The 12,465-nt window shown below is 55.9% G+C and carries 8 protein-coding genes and 4 pseudogenes; 9 read left to right on the forward strand and 3 right to left on the reverse strand.

Annotation, left to right across the window (positions count from 1 at the left end):
* Positions 1 to 81: 81 nt before the first annotated feature.
* Positions 82 to 336 (forward strand): annotated as a pseudogene (locus tag HB777_34760) (transposase).
* Positions 337 to 356: 20 nt separating this feature from the next.
* On the opposite strand, the pseudogene HB777_34765 reads toward HB777_34760, so the two are convergent.
* The 3 genes and pseudogenes from HB777_34765 to HB777_34775 all read right to left on the reverse strand — a co-directional run bounded on the left by HB777_34765 (position 357) and on the right by HB777_34775 (position 1,747).
* Positions 357 to 530: pseudogene (locus HB777_34765) on the reverse strand (transposase).
* A 95-nt stretch (positions 531 to 625) separates the two neighbouring features.
* On the reverse strand, positions 626 to 1,330 hold the full coding sequence (locus HB777_34770) for an IS6 family transposase (GenBank protein QND69017.1): 705 nt from the start codon (positions 1,328 to 1,330) through the stop codon (positions 626 to 628).
* Positions 1,331 to 1,389: 59 nt separating this feature from the next.
* Positions 1,390 to 1,747, reverse strand: a pseudogene (locus tag HB777_34775) (IS6 family transposase).
* Positions 1,748 to 2,496: 749 nt separating this feature from the next.
* Between HB777_34775 and HB777_34780 the strand changes: the two are divergent.
* The 8 genes and pseudogenes from HB777_34780 (at position 2,497) to HB777_34815 (ending at position 12,454) form a co-directional block, all read left to right on the forward strand.
* Positions 2,497 to 3,882 (forward strand): hypothetical protein, encoded by a 1,386-nt coding sequence (locus HB777_34780; protein QND69018.1) that lies wholly within the window; start codon positions 2,497 to 2,499, stop codon positions 3,880 to 3,882.
* 125 nt (positions 3,883 to 4,007) lie between these two features.
* On the forward strand, positions 4,008 to 4,937 hold the full coding sequence (locus HB777_34785; protein ID QND69019.1) for a glycosyltransferase family 2 protein: 930 nt from the start codon (positions 4,008 to 4,010) through the stop codon (positions 4,935 to 4,937).
* A gap of 18 nt (positions 4,938 to 4,955) precedes the next feature.
* A complete protein-coding gene (locus HB777_34790; GenBank protein QND69020.1) occupies positions 4,956 to 6,017 on the forward strand; it encodes an FAD-binding oxidoreductase in 1,062 nt (353 codons plus the stop codon).
* An 8-nt stretch (positions 6,018 to 6,025) separates the two neighbouring features.
* Positions 6,026 to 6,991 carry an NAD(P)-dependent oxidoreductase gene (locus tag HB777_34795; GenBank protein ID QND69021.1) on the forward strand — a complete coding sequence of 322 codons (966 nt, stop codon included), beginning with the start codon at positions 6,026 to 6,028 and terminating at the stop codon, positions 6,989 to 6,991.
* Complete coding sequence (locus HB777_34800; GenBank protein QND69022.1) at positions 6,972 to 7,802, forward strand: sugar phosphate isomerase/epimerase; 831 nt, start codon at positions 6,972 to 6,974, stop codon at positions 7,800 to 7,802. Before HB777_34795 ends, HB777_34800 begins: the two co-directional genes overlap by 20 nt.
* Before the next feature lie 430 nt (positions 7,803 to 8,232).
* A complete protein-coding gene (locus tag HB777_34805; protein ID QND69023.1) occupies positions 8,233 to 11,076 on the forward strand; it encodes a valine--tRNA ligase in 2,844 nt (947 codons plus the stop codon).
* Positions 11,077 to 11,212: 136 nt separating this feature from the next.
* Positions 11,213 to 11,454 (forward strand): annotated as a pseudogene (locus HB777_34810) (IS6 family transposase).
* Between the two features lie 556 nt (positions 11,455 to 12,010).
* A complete protein-coding gene (locus tag HB777_34815) occupies positions 12,011 to 12,454 on the forward strand; it encodes a hypothetical protein (protein ID QND69301.1) in 444 nt (147 codons plus the stop codon).
* Positions 12,455 to 12,465 lie beyond the last annotated feature (11 nt).

Consider the following 12,465-nt stretch of genomic DNA (forward strand, 5'->3'; position numbering starts at 1 on the left):
GATGTGGTGGACGGCCTCCGCTCCCGGCATCGCAATGTGCCAAAGTGTGGCTGTCGAAAATCACATGAGGGAGAGCCGTCCATGGAGAAGATTACCACAATTGGTCTGGATATCGCCAAGCACGTCTTTCAGATTCACGGTGTAGGCGCGTTGGGCGCAGTAGTCGTCCGCCGAAAGCTGCGTCGTGACGATGTAGCTGGCTTCTTCAAGGCATTGCCGCCGTGCCTGATCGGAATCGAGGCGTGCGCGACCGGACACCACTGGGCTCGGGTCCTCATGGCGCTGGGTCACGAGGTTCGGCTAATGCCGGCCTCCTACGTCAAGCCCTTTGTGAAGATATGCTCACCTGACCATATCTTCACAAAGGGCTTCACGTATTGCGGCGCAATCAGGCGCACGTTGTGGCCCAGTTTGCCGATCTCACGCGCCCAATAATGCGCACCACCACACGCTTCCATAGCGACAATACATGGCGATTGCCCGGCGAAAAATTCAAGGAGTTTGTTCCGGCGAAGCTGTTTGCGCAAAACAACCGCGCCAGATGCATCAGCCCCTAACTTCCATTGCGGACGCCGGCGCTGTCACATTGTTTGAAGCGTGGACGCGCGGAAGCCCACAGCTGTTTTCAGGCAATCTGCAACGCCTCGGCCTTCCATTCTGCCATGGCATTGAGGCGGTGAGTTCGGATCTGCGTGGCGGACCTGTTTGAGCGGGAGGGGACAAAGAGATTGCGTATGGCGGAGAAGACGGAGACGAAATGCTGAAGGGAGCCAATGCTGCGGAAGCCTTGCCGAATTCGCTCCCGCTTTCGAAACGGCAGGTGAGAGTTCTCCGCCCGGTTGTTGAGGCCCTTGTGCGACCGGTGCTCGATATCGGGCATGACCTGACGTCTTGCCGCTGAATAGGAGCGCAGCTTATCGGTGACGATACGCTTCGGCGACAGGCCTTGCTTCTTCAGCAGACGAATGAGCAGACGCCTGGCCGCCTTGGTATTGCGGCGGGTCTGCACGATCTCATCCAGCACATAGCCGTCCTGGTCGACGGCGCGCCACAGCCAGCACCGCCTGCCGTTGATGCGCACGGCTACCTCATCAAGATGCCAGACATCGTCTTTCGATGGCGCCTTGCGGCGCAGGCGACGTGCATAATCGGGACTGTGCTTCTTTCCCCAGCGGCGGATGGTCTCGTAGGAGACGACGATCCCCCGCTCCAGCAGCATTTCTTCAACATCGCGCAGGCTCAGCCCGAACCGGTAATAAAGCCAGACGGCATGAGCAACGATTTCGATCGGGAAGCGATGGTTCTTGTAGGTGGCGCATGCTTCGACCATGCCAACCTGACTTATCGTCAAACCGTTAAGCCAAAATCAATGTGACAGCACCCCTTGGCATTGCGACGGCTTTGCACCAACACGTCGAGAACAAACCCGTCCTGATCAACGGCGCGCCAAAGCCAGTGTTTCTTTCCACCGATGGTGATGACAACCTCATCGAGAATGCCATTTGTCGCCGAGCTTGCCGGCCGATCGCTTCCGGATATCATTGGCAAAGTGTCTGCCAAATTTCTCAGCCCAAAGTCGCACGGTCTGGTGAGAGACGATGACGCCACGAGCTGCCAGCATATCCTCGACCATCCGCAGGCTGAGCGGAAACCGGAAATAGAGCCAAACGGCATGGGCAATCACCTGCGCCGGAAATCGGTGGCGACGATAAAGAGGATCACGGGAAATCTGGTCATGCCGCCAGATCCCACATTTTGATCGATGCCCGGTTAACGTTACGGTGCCCGCCCTACGCATAGCTAAAAGCGCTCTGCAGGGTAAGCAAACTTTCCTGTGTCGGATGCTGAGCAAGAATGTCGGAAGCCCGACCAAAAGAGACGAGGACCGGGCCGCCGGTGCGGAGAAGTGGTGCAGCGTATACGGCATGCAAATTCGGCACGCATTTTGCTTCGACTATTCTGTTCACGGCGGGCGGCAATGGCAGATTTCCGATTGGCCTGCAGAGCGGTTCGAGTCGAAGCCCCTCGTGCGGCAGCAAGACAGGCTTGGTCGCCGGATAGAGTCAGCGGCGGTGAGGACAACATGGTGGAGAGATATTCTGATGCGGAAGTCCGTGCGATTCCGGGCCGCGATGCGTCGCGCTGCGGAAACGATCGCCCACGTGACGGTCAGCGCGAGCAAAAATCGCAGGGGCTTGACGGCCATCCCTTTTTGCAGTGCGTCGGATGTCCGCCGGCGCTTTCTTATGTGTGAACAAGCTCACAGCGCTTCACGACATCCCACCGGAACGCAAGAGGCGAGCAAGTACCCGTCCTTGTGTATTGGCGTCCTCTCAATACCGAACCGACGGATTAACACTAGCGCTTAACTTGATGAAGGTCTTGTCATTACAAGCTTAAAGGTGCGTGATGTCGAACCATTTAGTAATTGTCGGATTCGGTCCCGTCTCTGGGTACAAGTATTCTCGGTGCATTCACGCTGCGATAAATTCAGGGATGATCATTGGGTATTCCGTCGTCGATCTGGAGTCGCAACGGGAAACCGTTCTTCAAAGGTTGGCCGGCCTGCCCGCCCAGCCAACGCATACGGTATTTGTTCCCGACGGCGCCGTGCGGGATGACCCTGGGGCCGGCATCGGCTGGGCTGCTCCGTTTCTCGAAGAACGAAACAACGAAAGCGCCGGTACGCTGAAAGTCGTTATTGCAACGGAGCCCCAGGCCCATGAAAGTTATTTACGTCATTGCATATTAGCGAGCTACGATACGCTAACAACGAAACCGCTTTTGATACCCATGTGTGACGGGGTCTTCGATGGCAGCTCTATCTACCAACGCACAAAGGATCTAATTGCATACGGTGAAGGCGGAACTGGGCACCACAGTCTTATTGTTTTGGACCGCCACCACGACGTTTATGAAAAGAGATTTCGTTCGCAACTTGGGATAATGATGGAGAAACTAAACGCTCCCATCACTTCGATCAATTTCAAAACCGCGTCAGGTGTCTGGAATTTGCCCTACGAGTACGCTTTGCGAGAAGATCATCCTTATAAATATGGTTATGGCATGCTCATGCATGGAGCCTACCATTACGTGGATCTCGTAACTCGTCTCTTACAGATGAATCGACGCATATACCCGCACGATGAGCTCGTTTTGCGCATTTCTGGATATTCCGCTTTTCCAGAGGATCAGGGAAAACGAGTGCCTACCAGGCTCATGGAACCATTGCACGGATATTCTGGACATATGGCGGAATTCAATCCGGCCTTCCGATATGGCGAGACAGACGTAGTGGCGACTTTCGCGTTGACTTTCCGGCAATGCAACACCGTGCTCTGCCTGGGCACCATCGCACTAGAGCAGACAACACCAAGCATGCGATCTTGGGGAGACTTCCCTCATATCCCGTACAATATCAATGGGAGATTGCATTGTACCGATGTTGACGTCCGGCTCGGAACACTTTTCTCGATGAATGGGCATGTTGTCAAAATACCAATCTCCTCCAGGAAGGACCAATCGGATCTCAGGGGAAAAAATATCGGTGTCATCACTTCCCGTTCCAATGCACTGGTAACTGGCACACAGGATTTCCTAACCGAAGAACGCGTCACCGCTCCTTATGGGAACTCATTCTCGTACGCAGCTGAATCCGCGCTCTTTCAAGACTGGGTCGAAGGAAACAAGACCCATAGCGAGCTTGACTCCCATTTGGCCACAGCAGCAGTAATGGACGCCCTTGCGCGAGTGATACACAACAACAGCGAGCAGACCGTGATTGACTTTAATTTCGCCGAGCCGGATTGGCCCCCCACGACATATATTTCGGATGCGATCGTCCCCGAGGACAAAGTCATGCAGTTTGCCGCATACCGATAGCCTCACTTGGGACGTGTGAGGGCTATTCGATGCGTAGCGCCTATGGCGTCATCTCCAGATGGGTCAATTCTTCCGTTAGCACACCTGCGACCGCAACGGACCGTATAAAAAAGATTGGAGTTGGCATGCTTGTTACAAGTTCCGACAACGGAATCTCAATTGCGGTGGCGTGTTACAATAGTGGCGCTTATCTGGCCGAGTGTGTTTCATCAATTCTTCATCAGCCATATCGAATTCCGTACGAGGTGATCATTGTCAACGACGGAAGCGACGATCCAACGACCCTAAGAATTCTAAGCGGATACGAGAAGCATGAATTCGTGCGCGTGATCCATCACGACCGGAATATGGGCCTCCCGACGGCACGCAATACAGGTTTGTTCTCCGCTCGCTATGCCTACGTGATGTTTGTCGACGGGGACGATTGCATTAATACGAATGCGGAGGTGCTGAAGAAAGGGTCGTATCTGGACCGTGCTGTGAATGCGCTGAAGTCCAATTCCAGCCTTGCATTTGCGCATTGTGCAACCCTCATGATCGGGGACTGTGGTGGCTTCACGAGTTCAGCCTATCCGCTGACAGAGGCACTAGTGGCAGCAAAGCATCATGTTTCATCATCGATCGTTTTTCGTCGAAATGATGCTGTCGCGTTCGGCGGTTTCGACCCAAAAGTGGTAAAGTGGACCGATTGGTCGTTCGGTGCGTCATTGCTGTCATACAGGATTGGCAATGATCAGGCGAACAAGATCGTGTATTTCTCTGGTCCATATTATTTGTATCGCACGTACACAGATCCACACCGGCTTTCCCAGCAGCCGATCTCCGAGTCGGAGATGGTTCGAGTGACAGTCGAAATCTGTCGGCCGCTGTTCGATAAGTACTATCCAGATGTCAATGAGGGCGACATTGCGGAGGCTGTTATGGCAAAAAAACCAACGCTGCTTGACTGTCTCACACACATTGCGAAGTCGGATTTGATCCGCGCAAGGCAATTCATCCGCGATCGCGATTTGCACTGTTTGACAGGGACTCGAAGCGTCGCGTTGGCGCCGTAAGCGAAGCGAGCAAGAAAAATGGCAAGGGTCGCAGTCGTCGGCGGTGGGATTTTTGGCTCAACCGTTGCACTCTACGCTGCACGCAATGGGCATAACGTTGTTCTCATTGAATCGAGGCATAATTTGTTGGAAGCGGCGTCGGCAATCAATCAATACAGATTGCACAAAGGCTACCACTATCCACGAAGCGTCGAAACTGCGAAAGCGGCGGCACGGGCGTATTCGTCGTTTGTCCGCGAGTATGCTGCTGCACTCGTTGAGCGCGACTGCCACTATTATGCAATTGCAAAAGAAAACAGTTTGACCACGGATCAGCAATATGAGGCATTTTGCCAAGTCGTTGGCCTGTCGTATAAACGCAACAGGGACAATCCCCTCCTAAATATGTCTAACATAGCGGCCGTGTATCTGGCTTGGGAGGCGCGTTATGACCCAGTACTTCTGCGGGATCTCATCTATCGAAAACTACGAACCGCCGGGGTGCAGCTGGCACTTGGCAGTGCCGTCGATCACGATATTCGCAACGACTACGACATCGTGGTTGTTGCTGCCTATGCAAAGAATAATGAATTGTGCGTACACTTTGATGTTCCAACGTGCCTCTATCAGTACGAAATATGTGAGAAACCCGTTGTGCGATTACCAGCGATGTTCGCCCGTCAGAGCATCGTGGTATTGGACGGGCCCTTCATGTGCCTGGACCCGTTCGCCAACACGGGCTTGCACGTATTGGGAAACGTGACCCATGGCATACATCACTCAAACATAGGCTATGCCGCAGCGGTTCCTCCGTTACTGGAGCCGCTACTGAACCGTGGTGTCGTGTCCACCCCAGACGTGACAAATTTTGCGCGCTTTATCAGTTCTGGAACCCCCTACATTCCCGGCTTGGCCGAAGCAGAACATGTTGGGTCCATGTACACTATTCGTACCGTACTTCCGCATCGAGACTCGGACGATGCGCGGCCGACGGCTGTGGACAAAGTTGCCGACAATGTGCTGCGGGTGTTTTCTGGCAAGATTGTCAACTGCGTTGATGCGGCGAACACAGTCGTTGGGCTTATCGCTGGGAAGCACTGAGGGTCCCCATGCGAGCGCTGATAGGTTGTACCGGCTTCGTGGGTCAAAATCTCCAGTCTACAATGGAGTTTGACAGACTGTATAACTCCAGGAACATAGCGGAAATTCGGGGCGAGGCATTCGAGCTGATCGTCTGTTGTGGTGCACCGGCGGAGATGTGGCTGGCCAATAATTGGCCAGATGCCGATCGGTCAAATATCGCGGGTCTCATTGGCCACCTTAGGAGTTGCAGCTTTCGCGATCTTGTCCTCGTTTCAACCATAGCCGTTTTAACGAATCCCGCTGCAGGATACGACGAACGTACCGCTCGATACGGGTCAGAGTCGCCGTATGGTCAGAACAGGCGCTTCCTAGAGGAGGCACTTTCAGCAGGTCCGGGTAATATTCATATCGTTCGTCTTCCCGCTCTGTTCGGCCGCGGGCTGAAAAAGAACTTTCTATTCGACATTCTTAATCCAATTCCTTCATTTCTGAAGAGAAGTGCCTTCACTGCCTTGTGGGAGCACCAATCGAAGCCGATCTCAACCCTTCTTGATCACTATTTCATTTACGACGAGGGTCTTGAAATATACCGTTTCCGTCGAGCGAACGCTGACGCGGGAGACTGCCAGCGGCTCGTCGACGTGCTGCAGCAATCGCGTCTTACTGCAATTCATTTTACCAACAGCGGCAGCGTTTTCCAGTACTACGACCTCAATTCGCTGTCTGCCGACATCGAGCGCGTGCTGGCTGAGGGTATACCAGTCATGCATTTAACCTCCGAACCGATGGAGGCCACAGGCATTCACCTCGCGTTAACGGGACGCCAGTTTGACAACCCCCTTCCGCGCATACATGTCGAAGACATGAGGACCCGTCATGGAGCGGCATGGGGCGTGGGCGGATCGTATATCTATTCAGCTGATCAAACACTTAAAGCCCTCAGGAAGTTTTTCGCCGAGAGAGGACGGTTAAGTGAAGCTCGCAGTCTCTAATATCGCTTGGACCGCAATGCTAACTCTAGATGCCTACCGTATCCTCGCGGAGGCAAATATTGGCGGGTTAGAGATCGCCCCCGGTGTTCTATTTCCACAGTGCCAAAATCCCCGCATTCCGGATAATGACACATTGGCTGCCGAGGTGGAGCGGATGCACGAATACGGATTGGCGCCGATATCTATGCAATCGCTGCTATTTGGAGCGACGGATGCGCAGTTATTTGGATCGCCGCCTGCACGGGAGCAATTTATGAAAGCCATATTCGACGCAATCCGGCTTGCGGAGAGAATGGGCATTTCCAACTTGGTGCTCGGGTCACCCAAGAACCGGTCTATACCGCCTGCCCTTGAGCACTGCGAGGCATGGACATTAGCCGCAGAGGTCTTTTCTTTGTTGGGAGACTATGCAAAGGAGCGCGGTTGCTGGATTGCTCTCGAGCCGCTACCGCCTGGATATGGAACGAACTTCCTAAATAATATTGAAGAAGCGCTGAATTTCATCAACTTCGTTGGAAATTCCGCGATCACTCTGAACTTCGACATCGGCGCGACGCGGTTGTCAAATACGCTCATGGAGGTCGAGGAAATGCTTTCCCATTCGCGAAGCCGTATCTCCCACATCCACATGAGCGAGCCGTACCTAGCGCCCGTTGGAAGCGACAAACAGGAAGTGCGAGACCGGTTCGAAATGCTCAGGCGGGCAGGCTGGAAAGGCTATGTTTCTATTGAAATGCGATGTAAAGCGATGGACATGGCTTTGGAGAATCTCCGCTGCGCTGTACTGAACTGCAGTCAGGCAATGACCTAAAAGGCTTCTCTGCTTGGGTTCGCCGAGGTCGACATCATCGGGGTGACAAAGCCAGGAGACGTCCAATCGGTGCTACGGCCTGACTATGTCCAGAACCCTCAAGGGCAACGAAAGGGGCAGGTTCAGAAGCAGCGTGTAGATCGTACGCGATCCCCAATAGGGCAGCCTTCGCCGTCGAACTGCACGCCGCATGCGCTCAGCACGACGTGACGGCCGCGCTGCCCCGGCCACTGCGCGATCTTCTTTCTGAGAGGTGGATGCAACACCCACGATCTTTTCAGAAAGGATGCGTCTTACGCGACCTCGTGTTTCACTCCCCGCCCGCGGCTTCGTTCAATCCACTTGGTCAACATAGCCTAATCGCGTACCAAGAACCCGTGCCCACAGTTGATGTCTCTAAAAATCACCAGAGAAGAAAATTAGCCCAAAAATGCTCGACAAAACCTATGATTCCGCCACGGTCGAACCGAAGATCGCCCAAAAATGGGATGAGGCCGACGCTTTTCGCGCCGGTGTGAACGCCAAGCCGGGCGCGGAAACCTTCACCATTGTGATCCCCCCGCCGAACGTTACCGGTTCGTTGCACATGGGACATGCGCTGAACAACACGCTTCAGGACATCATGGTGCGGTTCGAGCGCATGCGCGGCAAGGATGTGCTCTGGCAGCCCGGCATGGATCATGCCGGCATCGCCACGCAAATGGTGGTTGAGCGTCGGCTGGCCGAGAGGCAGCAGCCGGATCGCCATAGCATGGGCCGCAAAGCCTTCATCGAGAAGGTCTGGGAGTGGAAGGCGGAATCGGGCGGCGTAATTTTCAAGCAGCTCAAGCGTCTCGGCGCCTCCTGCGACTGGTCGCGCGAGCGCTTCACCATGGACGAGGGCCTGTCGAAGGCCGTCCTGGAAGTCTTCGTCACGCTTTACAGGGAAGGCCTGATCTATCGCGACAAACGACTGGTCAACTGGGATCCGAAGATGTTGACCGCGATTTCGGATATCGAAGTCGAACAGCACGAGGTTCACGGGAACCTGTGGTATCTGCGCTATCCGCTGGAGCCGGGCGTCACCTATCAGCACCCGGTTGCTTTCGACGAAAACGGTAAGCCCACCGAGTGGGAGATGCGCGACTATCTCGTCGTCGCGACCACCCGTCCTGAGACCATGCTCGGCGATACCGGCGTTGCGGTAAATCCGGATGACGAGCGCTATAAGTCCATCGTCGGCAAGCATGTGATCCTGCCGATCGTCGGCCGCCGCATCCCGATCGTCGCCGATGAATATCCGGATCCGACGGCTGGAACGGGCGCAGTGAAGATGACGCCGGCGCATGATTTCAACGACTTCGAGGTCGGCAAGCGTCGCGGCCTGCGCGTCGTCAACGTCCTCACGCCGGATGCGCGCATCGCCATCAAGGACAATGAGGATTTCCTCGAAGGTCTCGATCGTCCCGCCGCCCTGCATGGCGCCTGGGATGAACTGGAAGGCAAGGACCGTTTCGAGGCTCGCAAGATCATCGCCCGCATCTTCGAAGAGGCGGGCCTGCTCGACAAGGTCGAGCCGCATAAGCACACGGTCCCGCATGGCGATCGAGGCGGCGTGCCGATTGAGCCCAGGCTGACGGAACAGTGGTTCGTCGACAATAAGACTTTGGGACAGCCTGCCCTGGAATCGGTGCGCGAAGGAAGAACCAGGTTCGTACCCCGCAACTGGGAGAACACCTATTTCAACTGGCTGGAGAACATAGAGCCGTGGTGTATTTCCCGCCAGCTTTGGTGGGGTCACCAGATCCCGGCATGGTATGGACCGGATGGCCACGTCTTCGTCGAGAAATCCGAGGAAGACGCGTTGAGTGCCGCGATCGAATATTATCTGGCGCTCGCAGGGCCGTGGAAGACCTGGGTCGAGGATAGGCTCGAGAATTTCAAACCGGGCGAGATCCTGACGCGTGACGAAGACGTGCTCGACACATGGTTCTCGTCGGCGCTCTGGCCGTTCTCGACGCTCGGCTGGCCGGATCAAACGCCGGAACTCGCGCGCTACTATCCGACCAACGTGCTCGTTACCGGCTTCGATATCATTCCCTTCTGGGTCGTTCGCATGATGCAGATGGGTCTGCATTTCATGAAGGACGAGAATGGCAGACCGATCGAGCCTTTCAACACGATCTATATTCACGCCCTGGTGCGCGACAAGAATGGGCAGAAGATGTCGAAGTCGAAAGGCAACGTCATCGACCCGCTCGATCTCATCGACGAGTACGGCGCCGATGCGCTGCGCTTCACGCTGACGGTGATGGCGGCGCAAGGCCGCGACGTGAAGCTCGATCCGGCGCGCATCGCCGGTTATCGCAATTTCGGCACCAAGCTGTGGAACGCGACACGCTTCGCCGAGATGAACGAAGTCGCCCGCAATGACGATTTCTGGCTGAACGACGCCAAGCTTGCGGTCAACCGCTGGATCCTCACCGAACTGACGCGGGCCGCGCGTGACATTACCGATGGGATAACGTCCTACCGCTTCAACGAGGCGGCGGGGGCCGCCTACCGCTTCGTCTGGAACCTGTTCTGCGACTGGTACCTGGAGCTGCTGAAGCCGGTGTTCATGGGCACCGACGAGGCGGCCAAGGCAGAGAGCCGTGCCTGCGTCGCCTTCGTGCTGGACGAGATCTACAAGCTGCTGCATCCGATGATGCCGTTCATGACCGAGGAACTGTGGGCGCAGACCGCAGGCGAGGGCCAGGAACGCGCCTCGCTGCTGTGTCATGCCGCGTGGCCGTCGCCGGACTTCGAGGACGCAGAGGCTGCCGCCGACATCAACTGGCTCGTCGATCTCGTCTCCGGCATCCGCTCGGTACGCTCCGAGATGAACGTGCCGCCGGCGGCAATCGCGCCGCTCGTCGTGGTCGGCGCCAACAACGTGACACGCGAACGGCTCATTCGCGAGGACTCGGCGATCAAGCGGCTGGCGCGCGTCGGCGACATCTCGCTCGCCGATGCAGCGCCGAAGGGCGCGGCGCAGATCGTGCTCAACGAGGCGACGATCTGCCTCCCGCTTGGTAGCCTTATCGACCTGTCTGCCGAAAAGGCCCGTCTCGAGAAGGCGATTGCAAAAACCGAGCAGGAGACCGCTCGTATCGCCGGCAAGCTTTCGAACGAAAAGTTCGTTGCCAATGCGAATCCCGATGTGGTCGCCGCCGAACGCGAGCGTCTCGGCGAACTGGAGAGACAAAATGCCAGCCTCAAGCTTGCGTTAACGCGAATCAGCGAGGCGGCCTGAGGAAGCTTCAAATTAAAAAATCAGGCACGGGGCGATAGTCGCGTGCCCGTTCTTGATTTATGCCAGCAAAAGTAGCCAAGTGCTTGGTGCTGTCACATTGATTGAGCGGTAAGGAAATTGAGGTAGCAGCGCGCCCATGACCGTGAGTGCACCGACCTACAAGAACCACCGCTATCGATCGAAATCGTGGCCCGTGCTGTCTGGCTCTACTTCCGCTTCAATCTGAGCCTGCGCGATGTCGAGGAAATGCTGCTCGATCGCGGGATCGTCGTTTCCTACGAGACCATCCGCCGATGGTGCCGAAAGCACGGCCCTGATTATGCGCGCCGCATACGCCGCAAGTCGCCGACGAAAGATGATGTCTGGCATCTGGATGAAGGTGCGCCACGAAGGCGCGAAGGAGGAGCTATGATTTAGGCACTTCCCAAGCAGCCATGCTGCACAGGAGATGAGGGCTGGCCCCTCGAAGCCGGCTTGCAGGAGCGGGTTTCAAACCACCTCAAGCTGCTGTCGTAAAGAGCGATGGTGGTGAGCGTTGAGGAAAAGGCCGGACTTGATCCGGTCAGGTAAGATGCAAGGAGACGAGCGTGAGCGAACCGCTGACGACGTGTCGAAAAGTGCATAGATGGCGTCAAAACCGGGTGGGCTTCGTTAACCCGGGAGAAGTCTGGGAGATACCTGTCTACTGCCCAGATGGCGTCCGGCATGAAGGCGGCGTGACCTTGCTTCAGGCTCTTGTGTGGAACGTGGGAACCTGTCGCCCCGATGCGAAGGGAGACATCCAAGTGGAAGCACCATGAGGAGCCGAGTACCGATGCGGGGCACAGGGACGGAGTTGCGTGTAGTAGTGAAGAAGGTGCTGTAATGGCGTTGGAGCGAAGGCGCAACACTGTCCAGCTTTATCGAAAGGTCAACCGTCATGCGGGAGGAGCCTTTGGGTAAAGCAAAGCCGTTCGATATTCCTAAACGGGCTGTTTGGGAGGCTTATCAACGGGTAAAGGCGAACCGGGGTGCAGCCGGGGTCGATGATCAGTCGATCGAAGATTTTGAGCGGGATGTGAAGAACAACCTGTTCAAGCTCTGGAACCGATTGTCATCTGGCAGCTACTTTCCGCCGCCAGTCAAACGGGTCGCGATCAAAAAGCGGCAAGGTGGTACAAGGCCGTTGGGCATTCCCACGGTCTCAGACCGGATTGCGCAAGGGGTGGTGAAGGCATACCTGGAACCGGAACTGGAAAGACATTTCCATCCCGATTCCTATGGGTATAGGCCCGGCAAGTCGGCACTCGAGGCCGTGGGTATGGCAAGGCAGAGATGCTGGCGCCATGACTGGGTTCTCGATCTCGACATTCAGGCCTTCTTGGATCCATTGTCATAATACCCCCTGGT

It is taken from the genome of Mesorhizobium loti (genome assembly GCA_014189435.1).
GTDB classification, from domain to species: domain Bacteria; phylum Pseudomonadota; class Alphaproteobacteria; order Rhizobiales; family Rhizobiaceae; genus Mesorhizobium; species Mesorhizobium loti_G.